Source organism: Streptomyces sp. NPDC017202 (assembly GCF_044331705.1).
Classification (GTDB): Bacteria; Actinomycetota; Actinomycetes; order Streptomycetales; family Streptomycetaceae; genus Streptomyces.
Genome location: NZ_JBIRNP010000001.1, coordinates 791,016 through 811,897 on the forward strand (window position 1 = coordinate 791,016; position 20,882 = coordinate 811,897).

18 protein-coding genes are annotated in these 20,882 nt (G+C 72.5%); 5 read left to right on the top strand and 13 right to left on the bottom strand.

What is annotated here, in order from left to right:
- Window positions 1-116: 116 nt before the first annotated feature.
- The 3 genes from ACH4N1_RS03305 to ACH4N1_RS03315 all read right to left on the bottom strand — a co-directional run bounded on the left by ACH4N1_RS03305 (window position 117) and on the right by ACH4N1_RS03315 (window position 2,422).
- Entirely contained in the window at window positions 117-1,439 is a 1,323-nt protein-coding gene (locus tag ACH4N1_RS03305) for a chaplin family protein (protein WP_398094131.1), read from the bottom strand.
- A gap of 112 nt (window positions 1,440-1,551) precedes the next feature.
- Window positions 1,552-1,779, bottom strand: a complete 228-nt coding sequence (locus ACH4N1_RS03310; protein WP_398094132.1) for a chaplin — start codon at window positions 1,777-1,779, stop codon at window positions 1,552-1,554.
- Window positions 1,780-2,032: 253 nt separating this feature from the next.
- Window positions 2,033-2,422, bottom strand: a complete 390-nt coding sequence (locus ACH4N1_RS03315; protein WP_398094133.1) for a rodlin — start codon at window positions 2,420-2,422, stop codon at window positions 2,033-2,035.
- Between the two features lie 234 nt (window positions 2,423-2,656).
- Between ACH4N1_RS03315 and ACH4N1_RS03320 the strand changes: the two genes are divergently transcribed.
- Window positions 2,657-3,049 (top strand): rodlin, encoded by a 393-nt coding sequence (locus ACH4N1_RS03320; protein ID WP_398094135.1) that lies wholly within the window; start codon window positions 2,657-2,659, stop codon window positions 3,047-3,049.
- A 63-nt stretch (window positions 3,050-3,112) separates the two neighbouring features.
- Here the strand turns inward: ACH4N1_RS03320 and ACH4N1_RS03325 are convergent, their stop codons facing one another.
- From ACH4N1_RS03325 to ACH4N1_RS03340, 4 genes are all read right to left on the bottom strand, one after another.
- Complete coding sequence (locus ACH4N1_RS03325) at window positions 3,113-4,612, bottom strand: von Willebrand factor type A domain-containing protein (protein ID WP_398094136.1); 1,500 nt, start codon at window positions 4,610-4,612, stop codon at window positions 3,113-3,115.
- A gap of 156 nt (window positions 4,613-4,768) precedes the next feature.
- Window positions 4,769-5,677 (bottom strand): ABC transporter permease, encoded by a 909-nt coding sequence (locus ACH4N1_RS03330; protein ID WP_398094138.1) that lies wholly within the window; start codon window positions 5,675-5,677, stop codon window positions 4,769-4,771.
- Window positions 5,674-8,304 carry a CocE/NonD family hydrolase gene (locus ACH4N1_RS03335; RefSeq protein WP_398094139.1) on the bottom strand — a complete coding sequence of 877 codons (2,631 nt, stop codon included), beginning with the start codon at window positions 8,302-8,304 and terminating at the stop codon, window positions 5,674-5,676. The genes ACH4N1_RS03330 and ACH4N1_RS03335 overlap by 4 nt, the downstream gene beginning before the upstream one ends.
- Window positions 8,305-8,415: 111 nt before the next feature.
- A complete protein-coding gene (locus ACH4N1_RS03340) occupies window positions 8,416-9,828 on the bottom strand; it encodes an APC family permease (protein WP_398094141.1) in 1,413 nt (470 codons plus the stop codon).
- 494 nt (window positions 9,829-10,322) lie between these two features.
- On the opposite strand from ACH4N1_RS03340, the gene ACH4N1_RS03345 reads away from it, so the two are divergent.
- On the top strand, window positions 10,323-11,150 hold the full coding sequence (locus tag ACH4N1_RS03345) for a hypothetical protein (protein ID WP_398094142.1): 828 nt from the start codon (window positions 10,323-10,325) through the stop codon (window positions 11,148-11,150).
- A 48-nt stretch (window positions 11,151-11,198) separates the two neighbouring features.
- Here the strand turns inward: ACH4N1_RS03345 and mmsA are convergent, their stop codons facing one another.
- The 5 genes from mmsA to iolC form a co-directional block, all read right to left on the bottom strand.
- Window positions 11,199-12,701, bottom strand: coding sequence for a CoA-acylating methylmalonate-semialdehyde dehydrogenase (mmsA, locus tag ACH4N1_RS03350; protein ID WP_398094144.1), 1,503 nt, complete (start codon window positions 12,699-12,701; stop codon window positions 11,199-11,201).
- 14 nt (window positions 12,702-12,715) lie between these two features.
- Window positions 12,716-14,593 carry a 3D-(3,5/4)-trihydroxycyclohexane-1,2-dione acylhydrolase (decyclizing) gene (gene iolD, locus ACH4N1_RS03355; RefSeq protein WP_398094146.1) on the bottom strand — a complete coding sequence of 626 codons (1,878 nt, stop codon included), beginning with the start codon at window positions 14,591-14,593 and terminating at the stop codon, window positions 12,716-12,718.
- The gene (iolB, locus tag ACH4N1_RS03360; RefSeq protein WP_398094148.1) at window positions 14,590-15,411 is read right to left on the bottom strand and encodes a 5-deoxy-glucuronate isomerase; all 822 of its coding nucleotides are present in this window, start codon (window positions 15,409-15,411) and stop codon (window positions 14,590-14,592) included. The genes iolD and iolB overlap by 4 nt, the downstream gene beginning before the upstream one ends.
- A gap of 79 nt (window positions 15,412-15,490) precedes the next feature.
- Complete coding sequence (locus ACH4N1_RS03365) at window positions 15,491-16,462, bottom strand: deoxyribose-phosphate aldolase (protein WP_398094150.1); 972 nt, start codon at window positions 16,460-16,462, stop codon at window positions 15,491-15,493.
- Window positions 16,459-17,409, bottom strand: a complete 951-nt coding sequence (gene iolC, locus ACH4N1_RS03370; RefSeq protein WP_398094151.1) for a 5-dehydro-2-deoxygluconokinase — start codon at window positions 17,407-17,409, stop codon at window positions 16,459-16,461. The genes ACH4N1_RS03365 and iolC overlap by 4 nt, the downstream gene beginning before the upstream one ends.
- Window positions 17,410-17,533: 124 nt before the next feature.
- Between iolC and ACH4N1_RS03375 the strand changes: the two genes are divergently transcribed.
- The 3 genes from ACH4N1_RS03375 (at window position 17,534) to ACH4N1_RS03385 (ending at window position 19,652) form a co-directional block, all read left to right on the top strand.
- Complete coding sequence (locus ACH4N1_RS03375) at window positions 17,534-18,451, top strand: sugar phosphate isomerase/epimerase family protein (RefSeq protein WP_398094153.1); 918 nt, start codon at window positions 17,534-17,536, stop codon at window positions 18,449-18,451.
- Between the two features lie 286 nt (window positions 18,452-18,737).
- Window positions 18,738-18,935 (top strand): helix-turn-helix transcriptional regulator, encoded by a 198-nt coding sequence (locus ACH4N1_RS03380; RefSeq protein ID WP_398094155.1) that lies wholly within the window; start codon window positions 18,738-18,740, stop codon window positions 18,933-18,935.
- Between the two features lie 126 nt (window positions 18,936-19,061).
- On the top strand, window positions 19,062-19,652 hold the full coding sequence (locus ACH4N1_RS03385; protein WP_398094157.1) for a GNAT family N-acetyltransferase: 591 nt from the start codon (window positions 19,062-19,064) through the stop codon (window positions 19,650-19,652).
- Here ACH4N1_RS03385 and ACH4N1_RS03390 read toward each other — a convergent pair.
- On the bottom strand, window positions 19,633-20,676 hold the full coding sequence (locus ACH4N1_RS03390; RefSeq protein ID WP_398094158.1) for a zinc-dependent alcohol dehydrogenase family protein: 1,044 nt from the start codon (window positions 20,674-20,676) through the stop codon (window positions 19,633-19,635). The two genes, ACH4N1_RS03385 and ACH4N1_RS03390, sit on opposite strands and share 20 nt — an antisense overlap.
- Between the last annotated feature and the right edge of the window lie 206 nt (window positions 20,677-20,882).

A 20,882-nucleotide genomic window follows, 5' to 3' on the forward strand; every position in this document is an offset into this window, starting at 1 on the left:
TCCGGGCCGTACGGCCTGTCGGTGGCGTCCCGTGCCGCAGCCGCCGGGCTCGGCCCGCGAGCCCGGGGACCGGCACGGGCGCCGGGCGCGTGCGAGGCGCCCGGCGCCCGGCGCCGTCAGCGACGGGAGGCGGCGCGGCCCCGTCGGTACAGCAGGGCGCCCGCGGTGATCAGCACGGCGCTGACCCCCGAGGCGGCGAGCAGAGCCCCGCTACCGGTCTGCGGCAGCTCCGGCCGGTTCCCGCCGGGCGGCGGAGTCGGGTGCTCACCGGAAGGCGGAGGCGGGGTGGAGTGATCACCGGGCGGGGGCGGGGTGTGCTCACCGGGAGGCGGCGGCGTGTGATGTCCCGGAGGCGGGGACGTGTGCCCACCGGGGGGCGGGGTCGTCTCGCCGCCGCAGGTGTCCCCGTAGCCCCCGCAGTCCTCCTCGGGGCCGTAACCGGACTCGCCGTAACCGGACTCGTCGTCGCCTGGCTGGGAGTGGCCGTAGCCCTGCTCGTCCTTGCCGGACTCGGAAGCGCCGTAACCCGGCTGGTCCTCGCTGGGCTGGGAGCCACCGTAGCCAGGCTCCTCGTCACCGGACTCAGAACCGCCGTAACCCGGCTTGCTCTCGCCAGACTCAGAACCGCCGTAGCCCGACTTGTCCTCGCCGGACTCAGAACCGCCGTAGCCCGACTGATCCTCGCTGGACTCGGAAGCGCCGTAGCCAGGCTCCGCATCACCGGACCCGGAAGCGCCGTAACCCGGCTTGCTCTCGCCAGACTGGGAACCGCCGTAGCCCGACTTGTCCTCGCCGGACTCAGAACCGCCGTAGCCCGACTGATCCTCGCTGGACTCAGAAGCGCCGTAGCCAGGCTCCGCATCACCGGACCCGGAAGCGCCGTAACCCGGCTTGCTCTCGCCGGACTCAGAACCGCCGTAACCCGGCTTGCCCTCACCGGACTCAGAACCGCCATAGCCCGACTGATCCTCGCCGGACTGGGAGCCACCGTAGCCAGGCTCCTCATCACCGGACTCAGAACCGCCGTAACCAGGCTCCTCATCACCGGACTCAGAACCGCCGTAACCCGACTGGTCCTCGCCGGACTCGGAAGCGCCGTAGCCAGGCTCCGCACCGCCGGACTCGGAGCCGGCGTGGCCCGGCTCGTCGTCACCGGACGGCGGTGCCTCGGGGGAGCGGTCCTTCTCCTCGTCCCCGGAGGTGTGCGCACAGGAGTCGCCGAAGGCCGGGGTCAGGGCGGCGGCGACGTCGACCGAGTCGCCGCAGGCGTTCGCCGGGGCCGTCAGCGGGGCCTCAGCGCCGTTGCCCGACACGGCTCCGGGCGAGTTCCTAGCGGTGCCGCCCGCGTGCGAGTCGGCCAGGGCGGAACCTCCGTACAGGGCCAGAATGCTCGTCGCGGCGGCGGCCGCGACCATTCCCCTGCTCAGGGTCTGTCGCAATCTCGTGGTCTTCCTGCTTGAAGAAGTGGGAAAAGCCGGCCCTGGACGTACCACTCGGTGTCCGGGGCCGGCCTCGATCCGGCCAGGCGGCCGGCAGGGCTTTCGCTTTCGGTCAGTCGTTGACGCAGACGTTGCCGGCTGCCGGGTTCAGCAGACCGATGACGTTGACGCTGTTGCCGCAGACGTTGACCGGAATGTGGATCGGCACCTGGATGACGTTGCCGGAGAGGACACCACCGGAGCCGATGGCCGTGCCGTTGGCACCGGAGTCGGCGAAAGCGGGGGCAGCCCCGCCGAGGGCCAGAACCAGACCTGCGACGACAGCAGCGGTCTTCTTCATGATTTTCCCTTCTCTGCGGTCACGCCTGGGTGACGGTCGGAACCGAGCGGGCACAACGGGGACGGCCCGCACCATGACCACAGCCTGCACACGAGGAATTGACGACCGAAGCGACCACGGAACCCGCGACACGGCGAATTCACGCGAATGCCCCACCCCGAGACGCTCCACTCCCCCGTCGGGAGCAACCGCGCCGGACACGAACGCGCGGCCCGCAACGAACTCAGCGGGCCGCGCGCGGGACGAATCGGTCTCAGCCGCCGTTCGCCGACAGGACCGACAGGTCCTCCAGGATGTGCGACAGGGCACCGTCGCGCTTGCTCTGGGTGGAGTTGTCGGAGCACTGCTGCGTCAGGTCGTCCGACAGGATCGGGACATCCTGGATCGGGACGAGGTTGACGGCGGCGACGTTGATGTCGTCGAGGGCCGCACAGGGCTTGTTGAGCGAGCCGTCGACCAGCGAGAGCTGGGGGCTCATGTCGCCCTTGGTGGACGAGTTGCCGAACGCCGACGAACTTCCGTTGCCGTTGGACACGGTGGGTCCCGAGTCGTCACCCGTGGCAAGAGCCTGGGGAGCGGCCGCAACCGACATACCGATGACAGAAGCGGCGGCCGCCGCAGCGACCATTGCCTTCTTGAGCACTTCGCGTTCCTTTCGTCGTAGCGACGCACTGTCCTACGGCGAGATCAACCCTGCTCAGGGGTTTTGGTTGCGGGGGTTCACCCGGTTGGCCGCAAAGCCGCGGAATCGGTCCGGGACGGACCGCTCGCCGCCCGTGGACATGAGCCAACCGGGTGAACGGGAGAAACCGGTTCGCCTGTTCGGAGTTGACCAGGAGGCTCCGGTGGACGGGGTTTCCGCAGAAAGGACAGACCAGTGTTCAAGAAGGTTCTTGCCACTACGGCAATCGCCGCTTCCGTCATGGGAGTCTCCGCCGCCGCCGCTCCGCAGGCTCTGGCGATCGGCGACGACAGCGGCCCCACGCTGGCGAACGGCAACGGCGCGATGCAGAGCTACGGCAACTCCGCCACGTACGGCAGCATGAGCCCGCAGATGGCGCTCATCCAGGGCTCGTTCAACAAGCCGTGCATCGCCGTGAACGACATTCCCGTCGCCGTCGTCAACCTCGTCCCGGTCCAGAACATCCCGATCCTGTCGGACGACCTGACGCAGCAGTGCGCCGAGAACTCCACCCAGACCAAGCGCGACGGTGCGCTGGCCCACCTCCTGGAGGACGTGTCGGTCCTGTCCGCGAACAGCGAGGACTGACGCCGACGCGTGGAAGGGGCGGGCACCGGTACCGGTGCCCGCCCCTTCCACGTGCCGGTCCGGCTACCGGCCGCCGTCCCGGCGGGCCAGGTCGATCGTGTCGGCGAGGCGGCCGACCTCCGGGTCCTCGGTCCGCTTCGCCAGGGTGCGGGCCGTCCTGCCGAGTTCGGTGAGGGACGGGGCGTCGGGCAGGGTGCCGAAGCGGTCGTCGCCGGAGCGCAGGGCGTCGGCGAAGTAGGCGGCGGTGGCGGCGACCTGGAAACGGGCGGGGGCGCTCGGCAGGTCCGCGTGCAGGGCGTCCGTCTCCACCTGGCCCGAGGACTCGTGCGGGGTGCGGGTGGCGGGGTCGAGCCAGCGGACGGTGGCCGTGGCGAGGTGGCCCTCGGCGCCGGGCCGGGTGCGGACGGCGTACAGCGCGGTGACCGTGTGGCCGGGGCCGACCTCGCCGCCGTCGACGCTGTCGTCGCGGAAGTCGTCGTCGGCGACCCGGCGGTTGTCGTAGCCGACGAGGCGGAACTCCTCGACCGTGCGCGGGTCGAAGGCGACCTGGGCCTTGGCGTCGCGGGCGGTCAGGTCGACGTGGAGCGGGAGTTCCTCGCAGAAGACCTTCTCGGCGTCGGCGTCGTCCGAGACGTAGGTGGTGTGGCCGTCGCCCCGGTCGGCGAGGCGTTCCATCAGGGCGTCGCCGTAGTCGCTGCCGACGCCGACGCCGAAGAGGGTGATGCCGTGGTCTCGGCGGGCGCCCGCGACGCGTTCCAGGATGGTGTCGGCGTCGGTGTCGCCGGTGTTGGCGAGGGCGTCGGAGACGAGGACGACACGGTTGGTGGCGCCCTTGCGCAGTCCTTCGACGGCGGTGGCGTAGCCGGTCTCGACGCCGGCTCCGAGGTTGGTGGAGTCGGTCGGCTCCAGGCTGTCGACGGCGTCGTGGACACGGCCGCGGCGGTCGCCGAGGCGGGTCATCGGCAGCACGGTCTCGGCCTCGCCGCTGAAGGTGACGAGGGCGACGGAGTCGTCGTCGCGCAGCCGGTCGGTCATCGTGCCGAGGGACTCCTTGGCGAGGTCGAGGCGTCCGGGTTCGGCCATCGAGCCGGAGATGTCGATCACGAAGGTGAGGGCGGCGGGCGGGCGGTCGCCGGTGGCGGTCGTGGCGCGGGTGGCGAGGCCGACGCGCAGGAGGGACCAGTCCTCGCCGGTGCGGGCGCCGTCGACGGTGACCGAGAAGCCGTTGCCGTTCGGGCGTGGGTAGTCCTGCCGGAAGTTGTTGACGAACTCCTCGGGGCGGATCGTCGACGGGTCGGGGCTGTCGCCGTCGGCGAGGGCGCGGCGGGCGTAGCCGTAGGAGGCGGTGTCGACGTCCAGGGCGAAGGTCGAGAGGTGGTCCCGGGCGGGTTCCCGCTCCTGGTCCCGGGGCGCGGTGTCGGCGTCGGCGGGGGCGGGGTGGCCCCCGCCGCGCTTGGCGCTGTCGGCGCTGCCGTGCGGGCCGCTCGCGCTGCAGCCGGTGAGCAGCACCAGTGCGGCGGCCGTGCCGGCGAGCAGTCCCCGGATGCGGTGGGTCGTCTCCATCTGCGGTTCCCCCTGCGGTCGTTGGCGTCGGCTTCTGCGACTGTGACGCCACCGGGGGCCCGAACGTGCGGCACGGGGTGTTGCGGATGGGTCTCGAAGAGGGCACGACGGGCGGCCGTCGAGACCGGTGGGTGATCTTCCGGATGCCCCGGACGTCTACGAGACGATGTCCTTGCGGGCGAAGCCGCGGAAGGCCAGGGCGAACAGGACGAGCGCGTACGTCACCGAGACGACGGTGCCCTGGATCATGCCCGCGTACTCGGGGGTGGGCTGGATGGCGTCGGCCCACGCGAACTGCCAGTGCGCGGGCAGGAAGTCGCGCCAGTCGCCGAGGGCGGTGACGGCGTCCAGGACGTTGCCGACGATGGTCAGGCCGACCGCGCCGCCGACCGCGCCGAGCGGGGCGTCGGTCCTCGTCGACAGCCAGAACGCGAGCCCGGCGGTGACCAGCTGGGACACGAAGACGTATCCGACGATCACCACGAGCCGCTGGGCGGCGGTGCCCGCGTCGAGGGCGCCGCCGGTGGGGATCGCCAGGGGGCCCCAGCCGTAGGCGGCGGTGCCGACGGCGAGGGCGACCAGCGGCAGCAGGACCATCGCGGCCAGGCTCAGGCCGAGTCCGACGACGAGCTTGGACCACAGCAGGCGGGCGCGCGGGACGGGGGCGGCGAGGAGGTAGCGCAGGGAGGACCAGCCGGCCTCCGAGGCCACGGTGTCGCCGCAGAACAGGGCCACGGGAATGACCAGCAGGAAGCCCGCGGAGACGAACAGGTTGACCGCGGCGAAGTTGGCGCCGGACGCGGTGGCCGTGTCCATCAGGTTGATCCGGTCGCCGCCCTCGCCGCCGCCCGGTTCGCCGCCGATCGCGAAGGCGACGGCGAGGACGAACGGCAGAGCGGCGAGGACGGCGCCCATGACCAGGGTGCGGCGGCGCTTGAGCTGGCGGGCCAGTTCGACGCGCAACGGCAGGGTGCGCGCGGCGTGGTAGCCGGAGGCGGGGGCGGTGGCGGTGGTGACGGGCGCGGTGGGTCCGGTGTGCCGGTCCGGCTCGGTCGTCGTGCTCATGCGGAGCCTCCGATCAGGGTGAGGAAGGCGTCTTCCAGGCGGCGGTGCGGGCCGACCGACCGGACGGGCACGTCGAGCCGCACCAGTTCGGCGACCAGGCGCTGGGCGCTGCCGTCGGTGTCGAGGCGGACGAGGAGTCCGTCGTCGGTGCGGACGGCCGAGGCGACGCCGGGCAGCGCGGCCACCTTCTCCGCGACCGGTTCCTCCACCGGGTGGGCGGTGCCGACGAGGAGGGTGTCGCCGGAGCCGACGATCACGCCGACCGGGCCCGCCTGGACGAGCCGGCCGCGGTCCATGACCACGAGGTGGGTGCAGGTCTGTTCGACCTCCGCCAGCAGGTGGCTGGAGACGATCACCGTGCGGCCCGCGGCGGCGTACCGGATCATCACCTCGCGCATCTCGCGGATCTGGGGCGGGTCCAGGCCGTTGGTCGGTTCGTCGAGGATGAGCAGGTCGGGCAGGCCGAGCATGGCCTGGGCGATGGCCAGGCGCTGGCGCATGCCCTGCGAGTAGGTGCGCACGGCGCGGGCCAGGGCGTCGCCGAGGCCGGCGATCTCCAGGGCCTCGTCCAGGTGGGCGTCCTCGGCCGGGCGGCCGGTGGCCTGCCAGTACAGCTCCAGGTTCTGCCGGCCGGACAGGTGGGGGAGGAAGCCGGCACCCTCGACGAAGGCGCCGACGCGGGAGAGGACGGGGGCGCCGGGGCGGATGGCGTGGCCGAAGACGCGGATCTCGCCGCCGTCCGGCTTGATGAGGCCCATCAGCATGCGCAGGGTGGTCGTCTTGCCGGCGCCGTTGGGGCCGAGCAGGCCGAGGACCTGGCCCTTCTCGACGCGGAAGGAGAGGTCGCGGACGCTGTAGCGGTCACCGCCCGCGTACTTCTTGCTCAGGTCGGTGATCTGGAGCGGGACCTCGGCCAGCTCCGGGTCGGGGGCCGGGGTCGCGGTGCGGCGGCGGCCCGTGAGCAGCAGGGCCAGGGCGAGGCCCGCGCCCGCGAGGGGCAGCCACCACACCCAGGACGGCAGCGGGGCGGCCGCGGTGCTCACGCCGGCGGCGGTGGGCACCTTCAGGTCGCCCTTCAGGGAGACGGTGTACGTCGCCGGGGCGGCCGGGGAGGCGTAGCCGAGGTCGGTGGAGGCCAGGACCAGGCGCAGGCGGTGGCCCTTGTCGACCTCGTGGTCGACGGCCGGGAGGGTGAGCGTCACGTCCTTGCCGGCCTTGGCGCCCTCGACGCGGATCGGGGCGACCAGCTGGGAGGGCAGCACCTGCTGCCGGCCGTCCGGGCCGACGTCGTAGACCTTGCCGAACAGGACGGCGTCCTCGCTGGTCGACCTGACGTGGACGGTGGCCGTCGGGGAGCCGGTGACGCGCAGGTCCGCGGTGAGGGGGGCGGAGGTGAAGGCGGCGAACTGGCCGGGGAAGTCGAGGGAGACGCCGACGCCGAGGGAGGACAGCTGGGAGAGGCCGCCGCCGCCGAGTCCCGGCAGGGCGGAGACGGCGGGCGGACTGGCACCGGGCGGGTTGGCGAAGGACTGCTCGCGGCCGGTGAGGGCGATCGGGCGGGCGCCGCCGGTGAGGCCGGGGTAGGTGTCGCCGCTCGCGCCGCGCAGGAGGGCGGCGCCGTCGGTGGAGTCGACGCCTCCGGTGCGGGTGATCCGGAAGGCGGGACCGGTGCCGGCGCCCTCGTCGTCCTTGAGGTGACGGTCGAACCAGGAGGTGACGCGGGCCTGGACGCGGCTCGCCTCCAGATCGCCGCCGTCGTGGCCGCCCGCGATCCAGTCGACGTCGACGGGGGCGCCGTTCGCGCGGATCGCCCTGGCGGCCGCGTCGGACTGGGCGAGGGTGAAGAGGGAGTCGGTCTGTCCCTGGAGCAGCAGGGTGGGCGCCTCGATGCGGTCGCCGACGGCGGACGGGGAGCGCTCCTCGAGGAGTGCGCGGGCGGCGGCGTCGGGGGTGCCGGACTCGGCGACCCGCTCGTACATCGCGCACAGCGCGGGCTCGAACTCGGCGCAGCCGCCGCCGCTGTTGAAGAAGACGCCGGTCCACAGCTTCTTGAACACGCCGCCGGGGAACAGGGCGTCGGCGAGGTTCCAGTAGGTGATCGCGGGGGCGATGGCGTCGACGCGGTCGTCGTGTCCGGCGGCCAGCAGGGCGATCGCGCCGCCGTAGGAGGCGCCGGCCAGGCCCACGCGCGGGTCGCCGGCCTTGTCGAGCCGGACCTGGGGCTGCTTCGCCACCCAGTCGATCAGCCGGGAGACGTCGGCGACCTCGCCCTCGGGGTCGTTCAGTCCGATCTTCCCGGTGGACCTGCCGAAGCCGCGTGCGGACCAGGTCAGTACCGCGTAGCCGTCGGCGGCCAGGTCCTCCGCCTGCTCGCGGACGTCCTCCTTGCTGCCGCCGAAGCCGTGTCCGAGCAGGACGGCGGGGCGGCGGCCGGAGCCGCCGGAGGTGAACCAGGAGGTGTCCAGGCGCACGCCGTTCACGGCCATGACCCGGTCGGCGCGGTGCACGGGGGGCGTGTCGTCCGAGGCCACGGCCGTCCAGGTGCCGCCGGCGGCGAGCACGGCGACGGCGGCCGCGGCGGCGATGATCCGCCGCGGCCGCCGCAGTCCGCGCAGTCGAAGATCCATGCGTCAACGGTACGGGGTGAAACTGTCGGGGAGTTGTCGACCGGAGACCGAACTCCCCGACCTCCCGTGGGTGTACGGCGGGGTGCCGGCGTACAGCAGGCGCGGTACGGGTCAGTCCCGCGCGTCGTCCGGGACCGACACCAGCCAGCGGGTGGTGGGACGGGGCCGGAGGTAGAACGCCCAGTAGAGGCTGGCCGCGACGGTGATGCCGCCGGTCCACAGCAGGTAGACGGTCTCCTGCTGGGTCAGGATGTAGGCCAGGACCGCGATCAGGAGGGCCGGGACGACCGGCCACAGGGGCATGCGCCAGGCGTGCGTGTGGCGGTGGTGGCCGCGGCGGGAGAGCAGTGCGGCGACCGCGACGAGCAGGTACATGCCGGTCACGGAGACGCCGGTGACGCCGTACAGGGTGTCCAGGTCGACGAAGCAGAGCAGGGCGCCGGGGACGCCGACGGCGAGGGTGGCCACCCACGGGGAGCCGAAGCGGCCGAGCTTGGCGAAGACGGTGTTGACCGGCTGCGGCCAGGCCTGGTCGCGGGCGGAGGCGAACAGGACGCGGGAGTTCTGGATGACCATGACGATGCCGGCGTTGACGATGGCGAGGGCCACGCAGAGGCTGACGAAGGTGCCGACGGCGGAGTTGGACCAGGCGGTCACCATGGCGCCGATGTCGCCGCCGGTCAGTTCGGTGAGGTCGGAGGCGCCGAGGGTGATGCCGACGACCGGGACGAGGATGATCACGGTGGAGATGGCGAGGGTGGCCAGCACCGTGCGGGCGACGTTGCGGCGCGGGTTCTCCAGTTCCTCGGAGAGGTAGACGGCGGTGGAGAAGCCCTGGGTGACGAAGAGGGCGATGGCGAGGCCGGAGACGATCAGCATGGCCGTCACGGTGTCGGCGTGGCCGTCCGCGCCCGCGACCTCCAGGGAGACCAGGCTGCCGGCGCCGCGCTCGCTGTGCGCGAAGCCCAGCACCGCGACGACGGCCGCCGCGATGACCTCCAGGACCAGGAAGACGCCGGTGATCCAGGCGTTGGCGCGCAGGTCGAGCAGGCCCGCGAGGGTGGCGAGCAGCATCACGGCGGCGCCGGCCAGCGACGGGTCGAGGTGGACGACGGGGGCCAGGTAGTCGGCCGTGCCCATGGCGATCACCGGCGGGACGATCATCACGACCAGGAGGGAGAGGACGAACACCAGCCAGCCCGCGAGCCGCCCGGCCATCGTGGAGACCATCGCGTACTCGCCGCCCGCGCTGGGGATGAGGGTGCCCAGTTCCGAGTAGCAGAACGCCACCGCGACGCAGAGGAGGGAGCCGATCGCGATCGTGAGGGCGGTCGCGGTGCCGAGCGAGCCGAACAGGTCGGGCACGACGACGAACAGGGTGGAGGCGGGGGTCACGCAGGACAGGGTCAGCAGGGTGCCGCCGACCACTCCGATGGAACGCTTGAGCTTCTGGGGGCCGTCCTGGGCGTCGGGGACGGCGGTCCCGTCGGCGGGGGCCTGGGCGGGGCGGAGCGTGTCGGTCATGGAGTTCCGATCGACTGGTGCGGCGAGGTTCGGTCGGGAGCGCTATCGCCTCCGGCGGCTGGGGTGGTACTCGTTGTGGCCGCTCCCGGCGCTGCATGGAACCTCGACGAAAACCACTGCGTCAATAGGTGTTCATCTACGGAATCCGTTGACCATGGGTGAGTTGATGGAGGTATTCCGCAGCGACAGGCAAGCCCCGAAGGGGTGGTGGGGCGTACGGGAACCGTAGGGGAGGGGGTGAAAAAACGTGCCGCCGTCCGCTATCCGGACGTGTCGGTGGGGGCCGCCAGGGTCTTTCGTTTGGATCAGGCCGGATCAGGGAGCGGGGCCTGGTGCCGTTCATCGCAAGGCGGAGGAGGGCGCCATGGCGGAGCCCTGGCAACCGACGACAACGCGGCGAGGGACGGTGCCAGGCCCCGCGAGCCCGGCATGATCCAAACGAGAGGCCCTAGAGTCTGGGACACAGACGGTTCACAGCAACGGGGTGGGGACGAATGAAGGTCAAGTACACCGCTGCCTGGGTGGGGTTCACGGCGGCGGCACTGATGGCGGCCACCGGGTGCAGCTCCGACCCGGTCAGGGACACCGCGCGCAAGGCCGCCGAGGTGGCCGACAGCTCCGAGCAGATCATGGCGGCGCTCACGCGCGCGACGGACCGGACCGAGCAGCTCGGCTCGGCCGAGGTGCGGATGACCACCGACATGGGCACCGGCGCCCCGGTCACCATGGAGGGCACCTACTCCTGGGGCGACGGGTACGCGTTCGACGTCGAGATGGACACCGCCGCCGCGCAGATGCAGCAGCTCCAGGACGCTCCGACGACGCGCATGCTGTTCGTGGACGGGGCGTACTACTACGACGTCGACCCGCAGACCACCGGCCCCCTGGAGGGCAAGGAGTGGATGAAGGTCGACAGCTCGGCCGTGTTCGGCGAGCAGGGCGCGCAGGCCCTCAGCGGCAGCAACGGCAGCCCGTCGGCGTCCATGAAGGGCCTGAAGTACGCCGACGACGTCGAGGACCTCGGTCCGGAGACGGTGAACGGGAAGGCCACGACCCACTACCGGGCCGTCGTCGGCCAGGAGCAGATGGGCAAGTTCAAGGACGCCTTCGGAACCCTCACGGGCTCGGGTGCCACCTCCCTCACGATGGAGGTCTGGGTGGGTGCGAAGGACCTTCCGGTCCGCATGATCCAGGAGTTCGGCACCATCAAGGTCACCATGGACTTCGACAAGTTCGGCGAGACGGCCGCGGTGAAGGCCCCGCCGGCCGCGCAGACCGGCGACCTCACCGAGGCTCTCAAGGAGAGCGGCGCGGCGCAGTGACACGGCGGTGCCCCGCCCCGCGAGGGGACGGGGCACCGTGCCGCCGGGTCAGTGGTTGCGCGGGAAGCCCAGGTCGACGCCCGACGGGGCGTCGGCCGGGTCCGGCCAGCGGGTGGTGACGACCTTGCCGCGGGTGTAGAAGTGCGTGCCGTCGTTGCCGTAGATGTGGTGGTCGCCGAAGAGGGAGTCCTTCCAGCCGCCGAAGCTGTGGTAGCCGACGGGGACCGGGATCGGGACGTTCACGCCGACCATGCCGGCCTCGATCTCCAGCTGGAAGCGGCGGGCGGCGCCGCCGTCGCGGGTGAAGATCGCGGTGCCGTTGCCGAAGGGCGACGCGTTGATCAGCGCCACACCCTCGTCGTAGGTGTCCACGCGCAGGACGCACAGGACGGGGCCGAAGATCTCGTCCTGGTAGGCCTTCGCGGTGGTCGGCACCCTGTCGAGCAGCGAGATGCCGATCCAGTGGCCGTCCTCGAAGCCCTCGACGGTGTGGCCGGTGCCGTCCAGGACGACCTCGGCCCCCTCGGCGGCCGCGCCCTCGACGTACGACGCCACCTTGTCGCGGTGGGCCTTGGTGATGAGCGGGCCCATCTCGGAGGACGGGTCGTTGCCGGGACCGATCCTGATCTTCTCGGCGCGCTCGCGGATCTTCGCCACCAGCTCGTCGCCGACCGCGCCGACCGCGACCACGGCCGAGATGGCCATGCAGCGCTCGCCGGCCGAGCCGTAGGCCGCGCTGACCGCCGCGTCCGCCGCCGCGTCCAGGTCCGCGTCCGGGAGGACCAGCATGTGGTTCTTGGCGCCGCCCAGGGCCTGGACGCGCTTGTGGTTGGCCGAGGCCGTGGTGTGGATGTACCGGGCGATCGGGGTCGAGCCGACGAAGGAGACGGCCTTGACGTCCGGGTGCTCCAGGAGCCGGTCGACGGCGACCTTGTCACCGTGGACGACGTTGAAGACGCCGTCCGGCAGGCCGGCCTCCGCGAGCAGCTCGGCGAGCTTCAGGGACGCCGACGGGTCCTTCTCGCTCGGCTTCAGCACGAAGGTGTTGCCGCACGCGATGGCGATCGGGAACATCCACATCGGCACCATGGCCGGGAAGTTGAACGGCGTGATGCCGGCGACGACGCCCAGCGGCTGCCGGATCGACGACACGTCGACGCGGCTGGCGACCTGCGTGGACAGCTCGCCCTTCAGCTGGACGCTGATGCCGCAGGCCAGGTCGACGATCTCCAGGCCGCGGGCGACCTCGCCGAGCGCGTCGGAGTGCACCTTGCCGTGCTCGGCGGTGATCAGCTCGGCGATCGCGTCGCGGTTGGCGTCGAGCAGGGCGCGGAAGCGGAAGAGGATCTCCGTCCGCCTGGCCAGCGAGGACTGTCCCCAGGTGACGTAGGCGTCCTTGGCGGCGGCCACGGCGGCGTCGACCTCGTCGACGGTCGCGAACGCGACCTTGGTGGTGACCGCGCCGGTCGCCGGGTCGGTGACCGGCCCGTACGTACCCGACGCGCCTTCGACGGACTTGCCGCCGATCCAGTGGTTGACGATCTTCGTCATGACCGAGTACTCCTTCACAGATGGCGGCGTCGGGTCGAGACGTGCCGTTCGTACAGCTCACGGGCCTTCACCGCGGACGCTCGGGTCGCGGTCTCGGCCACGGGTACATCCCACCAGGCCTGCGCCGGAGGCGCGCCCGACACAGTGTCTGCCGTTCGGGTCTCGACGTAGACACAAGTGGGAGTGTCGGCGGCGCGCGCCTCGGCGAGGGCCTCGCGCAGGTCGTGGACGGTCCTCGCGCGCAGGACGCGCATGCCGAGGCTGGCCACGTTGGCGGCGAGGTCGACGGGGAGCGGGGCGCCGGTGAACGTCCCGTCGTCGGCCCGGTAGCGGTAGGCGGTGCCGTAGCGCTCGCCGCCGGTCTCCTCGGACAGACCGCCGATGGAGGCGTAGCCGTGGTTCTGCACGAGCAGGATCTTGATCGCGATCCCCTCCTGCACGGCCGTGACGATCTCCGTCGGCATCATCAGGTAGGTGCCGTCGCCGACCAGCGCCCACACCGGCCGGTCGGGCGCGGCGAGCTTCACGCCGATCGCGGCCGGGATCTCGTAGCCCATGCAGGAGTAGCCGTACTCCAGGTGGTACTGGTCGCGCGAGCGGGTCCGCCACAGCTTGTGCAGGTCGCCGGGGAGCGAGCCGGCCGCGTTGATGATCACGTCCGACTCGTCGACGATCGCGTCCAGCGCGCCGAGCACCTGCGGCTGCGTCGGGCGTACGTCGGGCTCCTCGGCCTCGTAGCAGGCGTCGACGCGCTGTTCCCAGCGCTCCTTGTCCTCGGCGTACTCGGCGAGGTAGGCGTCCGCGACGCGGTGGCCGTGCATGCCGAGGGCCTCGGTCAGCTCCTGGAGGCCGCTGCGGGCGTCCGCGACGAGCGGCATCCCGGCGAGCTTGTGGCCGTCGTAGGGCGCGATGTTCAGGTTGAGGAAGCGGACGCCGGGGTGGCCGAAGAGGGTGCTCGAGGCCGTGGTGAAGTCGGTCCAGCGGGTGCCGACGCCGATCACCAGGTCGGCGGTGCGGGCCAGTTCGTCCGCCGTCGCGGTGCCGGTGTGGCCGACGCCGCCGACGTCCTGGGGGTGGTCGTGGCGCAGCGAGCCCTTGCCGGCCTGGGTGGAGGCGACCGGGATGCCGGTGGCGGCAGCGAACTCGGCGAGGGCCTCCTCGGCGCGGCTGTGGTGGACGCCGCCGCCCGCGACGAGCAGGGGGCGCTTCGCCGCACGGACGGCGGTCACCGCCTCGGCGAGTTCGGTGGGGTCGGCGCCCGGACGCCGTACGGTCCAGGTGCGCTCGGCGAAGAACTCGTCGGGCCAGTCGTGGGCCTCGGCCTGGACGTCCTGGGGCAGCGCGAGGGTGACCGCGCCCGTCTCCACCGGGTCCGTCAGCACCCGCATCGCCTGGAGGGCGGCCGGGATCAGGGCCTCGGGGCGGGTGACGCGGTCGAAGTACCTCGACACCGGGCGCAGCGCGTCGTTGACCGACACGTCGCCCGCGTAGGGGACTTCGAGCTGCTGGAGGACGGGGTCGGCGACCCGGGTCGCGAAGGTGTCGCCGGGCAGGAGGAGGACCGGGAGGTGGTTGACGGTCGCCAGGGCGGCTCCGGTGACCAGGTTGGTCGCGCCGGGGCCGATGGAGGTGGTCACCGCGTGCGTGGAGAGGCGGTTGGACTGGCGGGCGTAGCCGACGGCCGCGTGCACCATGGACTGCTCGTTGCGGCCCTGGTGGTAGGGCATCTCGTCGGCGTACTCGACGAGCGCCTGGCCGAGACCGGCGACGTTGCCGTGGCCGAAGATGCCCCAGGTAGCGCCGATCAGCCGCCGCCGCACGCCGTCGCGCTCGGTGTACTGGGCGGCGAGGAAGCGCACCAGCGCCTGGGCCACGGTGAGCCTGGTGGTCATCGGTAACCCCCTGTGGTCGCGGTGTGGGCCGGGTGGAAGCAGATCCGCCACTCGCGGGTCTCGCCGGGTCCGGCCATGACGTTGAGGTAGTACATGGCGTGGCCGGGCTGGGCGATCGACGGGCCGTGCCAGCCGTCGGGGACCAGGACGGCGTCGCCGGAGCGGACCTCGGCGAGGACGTCGGAGCCGCCCTCGCGCGAGGGGGACACGCGCTGGTAGCCGAAGCCGTCGGGGCCGTCGATCTCGAAGTAGTAGATCTCCTCCAGCTCCGACTCCTCGCCCGGCCGGTGCTCGTCGTGCTTGTGCGGCGGGTACGAGGACCAGTTGCCGCCGGGGGTGACGACCTCGACGGCGATCAGCTTGTCGCAGTCGAAGGCGTCGGCGGAGGCGAAGTTGCGCACCAGGCGGGCGCAGTCGCCACTGCCGCGTTCCTCGACGGGGACCTCCGGCGCGGGGCCGTAGCGGGCGGGGAGTTGGCGCTCGCACTTCGCTCCTGCCAGGGCGAAGCGGCCTCCCGCGCCGGAGGCGATCTGGACCCGGGCGTCGCGGGGAACGTACGCGAAGTCGGTGACCGACGCGAACACGCTTTCCCTGCCCAGGAGTTGGAACTCTTCGTCGGCTGTGCGCACGGTACATCCGCCGTCCAGCGGAAGCACGATCCACTCGCTGTCACCGGTGGTGAAGTCATGGGTGCCGCCCGGCGGCAGCTCGACGATCCGCAGACTGCTGTGCGTCCAGCCGGCCCGCTCGGGGCCGATGTCGAGCACGTGCCGCGGGTCGGCGGTGCTGCCGTGCGGAATGTACAACCGGTCGTTCATGCGGCCCTCACGCTCCTTGCCACCCTCACGTTCCCCGCCACCCTCACGTTCCCCGCGACGCTCGCGGTCGACGCGGCCCTCACAGCAGTCCTACGGCGGTGTCCACGGCGGCGGCCACATCGCCGTCCGCCGGGTACAGCAGCGAACGGCCGACCACCAGGCCGCGGACGGTGGGGAGCCGCAGCGCGCCGCGCCACTTCTCGTACGCGCCGTCCTGGTCGTCGCCCACCTCGCCGCCCAGCAGGACGGCGGGGAGCGTGGAGGTCGCCATGACCTCGGCCATGTCGTCGGGGTCGTCGGTGACCGGGACCTTCAGCCAGGTGTAGGCGGAGGTGCCGCCCAGGCCGGAGGCGATGGCGATCGACCTGGTGACGGCCTCGGCGGAGAGGTCGTTGGCCAGCTTTCCGTCCGGGGCGCGCCGGCTGATGAACGGCTCGACGAAGAGGGGCAGCCGGCGGGCCGCCATGTCGTCGATCGCGCGGGCGGTGGACTCCAGGGTGGTGAGCGAGCCCGGGTCGTCGTAGTCGATGCGCAGGAGCAGCTTGCCCGCGTCGAATCCGAGCCGCTCGATGTCCTCGGCGCGGTGGCCGGTGAAGCGGTCGTCGAGTTCGAAGCGGGCGCCCTGGAGGCCGCCGCGGTTCATCGAGCCCATGACGACCTTGCCGTCGAGGGCGCCGAGAAGGAGCAGGTCGTCGAGGATGTCGGCGGTCGCGAGGACGCCGTCCACGCCGGGTCTGCCGAGCGCCAGGCAGAGGCGTTCCAGCAGGTCGGCGCGGTTGGCCATGGCCAGCTTGCGGCCGCCGACGCCGAGGGCGCCGCGGGCCGGGTGGTCGGCGGCGACGATCATCAGCCGGCCGGTCGTGTCGACGAGCGGGCGGCGGGTGCGGCGGGCGGCGGCCTCGGCGACCGCCTCGGGGCGGTGGGTGCGCAGGCGGACCAGTTCGGAGACGTCGACGGTCGTGGGAGCGGGGGTGGGGGCGGGGACGGTCGCGGCCGTGGCTGCCGGGCCGGTGTCCGGCGGCGGGGTCGCCGCCCCGCGGCCCGCCCTCACAGCACCGCTCCGGCGGTGAGCGCTTCCTCGATCTCGGCGGGCGTCGGCATGGCGGAGGAGCACTCCAGGCGGGAGGCGACGATGGCGCCGGCGGCGTTGGCGTGGCGCATGGTCTTCTCCAGGTCCCAGCCCGCGAGCAGGCCGTGGCAGAGGGAGCCCCCGAAGGCGTCGCCGGCCCCGAGGCCGTTGAGGACGTGCACGGGGAGCGGCGGGACCTCGGCACGCTCGCCCGCGCCGCTGACGGCCAGGACGCCCTTGGGACCCTGCTTGACGACGGCGAGTTCGACCCCGGCGTCGAGGAGGGCGCGGGCGGCGTCGTGCGGGTCGCGCACCCCGGTGGCGACCTCCACCTCGTCCAGGTTGCCCACGGCGACGGTGGTGTGCTTCAGGGCCTCGGCGTAGAAGGGGCGGGCCGCGTCCGGGTCGGACCAGAACATGGACCGCCAGTCGAGGTCGAAGACGGTGGTGCCGGCCTTGGCGCGGTGGGCGAGGGCGGCCAGCGTCGCCGTACGGCTGGGCTCCTCGCTCAGGCCGGTGCCGGTGACCCAGAAGACGCGAGCCTCGCGGACGGCGTCGAGGTCGAGGTCGTGGGCGTCGATCTCCAGGTCGGGCGCCTTGGGCAGGCGGTAGAAGTAGAGCGGGAAGTCGTCCGGGGGGAAGACCTCGCAGAAGGTGACGGGGGTCGGCAGGCCGGGGACCGGGGTCACCCAGCGGTCGTCGACGCCGAAGTCGCGCAGGGCCTCGTGGAGGTAGGTGCCGAAGGGGTCGTCGCCGGTGCGGGTGATCACCGCGGTGGTCCGGCCGAGGCGGGCGGCGGCGACCGCGACGTTGGTGGCGGAGCCGCCCAGGAACTTCCCGAAGGACGTGACCTGCGGCAGCGGCACGCCCGTCTGCAACGGGTAGAGGTCCACTCCGATCCGCCCCATGGTGATCAGGTCGTAGGCCATCGAGTTCCCTTCGTATCGGCTCTCCACGGCTTTCTAGTCCCGCACGACGGACCCTGTCAATGTTTTGTCCAGACATTCGGACCAGCTCTTGACACCCCTGTGGCCAGACCGCACGCTGACGGCCATGACGTCGTTGTCACCTCAGCCCTCACTTTCCCGCATCCGGGTCGGTTCGGCCCCCGACAGCTGGGGCGTCTGGTTCCCGGACGATCCGCGGCAGGTGCCCTGGCAGCGCTTCCTCGACGAGGTCGCGCTCTCCGGCTACGAGTGGATCGAACTCGGCCCCTACGGCTACCTGCCGACCGATCCCGCCGTCCTCACCGAGGAGACCGCCAGGCGCGGCCTGAAGGTGTCGGCCGGCACGGTGTTCACGGGGCTGCACCACGGCGAGGCCGTGTGGGAGAAGACCTGGGCGCACGTCGCCGACAACGCGGTGCTCGCGCAGGCCATGGGGGCCCGGCACCTGGTGGTCATCCCCTCCTTCTGGCGGGACGACAAGACCGGCGAGGTGCTGGAGCCGGACACGCTCACGCCCGAACAGTGGCGCAACCTCACCTCGCTGACCGAGCGGCTCGGCAAGCACGTGCGGGAGCGGTACGGGCTGCAGATCGTGGTCCACCCGCACGCCGACACCCACATCGACAGCGAGGAGAACGTCGTCCGGTTCCTGGACGGCACCGACCCGGACCTGGTGTCCCTGTGCCTCGACACCGGGCACTACGCCTACTGCGGCGGCGACAGCGTCAAGCTGATCGAGACCTACGGGGAGCGGATCGGGTACCTGCACCTCAAGCAGGTCGACCCCGAGATCCTCGCGCAGGTGCGGGCGCAGGAGGTGCCCTTCGGGCCGGCCGTCGCGCGCGGGGTGATGTGCGAGCCGCCCTCGGGGGTGCCGGCCCTGGGGCCCGTGCTGGAGGCCGCGCAGAAGCTGGACGTCGACCTGTTCGCGATCGTGGAGCAGGACATGTACCCGTGCGAGCCGGACGCGCCGCTGCCCATCGCCCGGCGGACCCGGGCGTTCCTGCGGTCCTGCGGGGCGTAGGCGGCCGCGGACGGAGCAAGAGCGGAACGGGGCGGAGGCGGCCGGGCGCGGCCCTCCCGCCCCTCGCACCTCTTGGGTTCTTTTGTGACACTCACGTCACGAAAGTCCGCCTCCCGTCACCGATGTCGCGGCTACGTTCACGCCACGTCGCACGCTGTCGACAGCCGCTTCCCCTCTGTCACCGTGCGTCGTTGAGCGGGCACAGGCCTGGTGATCGCCAGCGCAGCGCCGGGCTCCCCCCGGCGGCCTCCCGGCCGCCGCCCGCACGCGCACGGAGGTGCGTCTCATGACCGACCGAAGGCTCTGGTCCTACAAGGAGATCGCGGCACACATCAAGGTGCAGACGGACACCGTGCGGTCCTACCGCAAGCACGGACTGCTTCCCCCGCCCGACCACGTGGAGGGCGGCAAGCCCTACTGGTACGCCGACACCGTCCGCACCTGGGTCGCCGCACGGCCCGGAAACCGGGGCCGCCGGGGCTGACCGTCCCGACGGGAAACCGAACCGTGCGGGACCGACCGCCCGCCCGGAGGACCGTTCCGCGGGGACCGACCGCCCCACCGGAAAACCGTTCCGTGCCCCACCTCCGGGTGGGGCACAGTGCCGTGCATGGACCTCTCCGGCTTCTCGGGCTTCTCCGGCTTCTCCTTCAAACCGCGGCTCACCGGCGAGACGACCGTGCTGCGGCCGTTCACCGAGGCGGACGCCGAGACCATGTGGGAGATCATCAGGGACCCCGAGGTCGTCCGCTTCACCTTCCCGGCGAACGGCGAACTCACCCTGGAGCGGCTGCGCTCCTGGTACGCCACGCGCTCCGCGCAGCCCGACCGCCTCGACCTCGCCGTCACCGACCGGGCCACCGGCGAACTGGTCGGCGAAGTGGTCCTCCACGAGTACGACGCGCACACCCGCACCTGCACCTTCCGCACCCTGATCGGCCCCCGGGGCCGCGGCCGCGGACTGGGCACCGAGGCGACCCGCCTGATCGTCGGCCACGGCTTCGGGCACCTGGGCCTGCACCGCATCCAGCTGGAGCTGTACGGCGACAATGCCCGGGCCCGGCGCGTCTACGAGAAGGTCGGCTTCGTGGTGGAGGGCGTACGGCGGGAGGCCGCGCCGCGGGACGGGGGCTGGGTGGACGAGGTGCTGATGGCGCTCCTGGACCGGGAGTGGGCCGCCCTCACCGCCACGGCTCGATGACCGTGGCCCCGGCGGCCGGCGCCGCCCCCATCGCCGCCAACGCGTCCGGTACGGCGTCCAGGACGATCGTGGACGTCACCAGCAGGTCGGGCCGGAGTACGCCCGCCCGGACCAGCTCCAGCATCGGGGGGTAGGTGTGGGCGGCCATGCCGTGACTGCCGAGCAGTTCCAGCTCCAGGGCGATGGCGCGGGCCAGGGGGACGGGGGTCGTGCCGTCCGCCGAGGGCAGCAGGCCGACCTGGACGTGCCGGCCGCGGCGGCGCAGGCCGTTCACCGAGGCGGCACAGGTGGTGGGGGAACCGAGGGCGTCGAGGGAGAGGTGCGCCCCGCCGCCGGTCAGTTCCCGGACCGCCGCAGCGGTGTCCGGGGTGTCCCGCGCGTCCACGCACGCGGCGGCGCCGAACGTCCGCGCCAGGTCCAGGGCCTTCGGAGCGACGTCCACGGCGATGACCCGCGCTCCCGAGGCCGCCGCGATCATCACCGCGGACAGGCCCACCCCGCCGCAGCCGTGCACGGCCACCCACTCCCCCGCCGCGACCCGGCCCTGCTGCACGACCGCCCGGAACGCGGTGGCGAACCGGCAGCCGAGGCCGGCGGCGGTGGCGTAGGACAGGTCGCCGGGGATCGCGACCAGGTTCACGTCGGCGTGGTCCAGCGCCACGTACTGGGCGAAGGAGCCCCAGTGCGTGAAGCCGGGCTGGGTCTGGCGCTCGCAGACCTGGTGGTCGCCCGCCGCGCAGGACGGGCAGCTGCCGCAACCGCACACGAAGGGCACGGTCACCCGGTCGCCGCGGCTCCACCGGGTGACGCGGGCGCCGGCCTCCTCGACGACACCGGCGAGTTCGTGGCCCGGAACGTGCGGCAGGGTGATGTCCGGGTCGTGGCCCATCCAGCCGTGCCAGTCGCTGCGGCACAGGCCGGTGGCCTCGACGCGGACCACCACGCCGTGGTCGGCGGGCCGCGGGTCGGGCACCTCCCGGACCTCGGCCGGCTCCCCGTACCGCTCGAACACCACAGCCCGCATGCGCGGCTCCTTCCATCCGTCCCGGTCACCGCCGCCCGCCGCGCGGGGGCGATCACCGTGAACGCTAATGCCCGGTCCCGTCGATCGGGTGGCGGGGTGGCGACGGCGCCCGGTGAGCGGCCGAGCGGCTCCCGCCCGAACGGCCGGGTCGAGCGGTCGAGCGGTCGAGCGGTCGAGCGGTCGAGCGGTCGAGCCCAGGAAGGCAG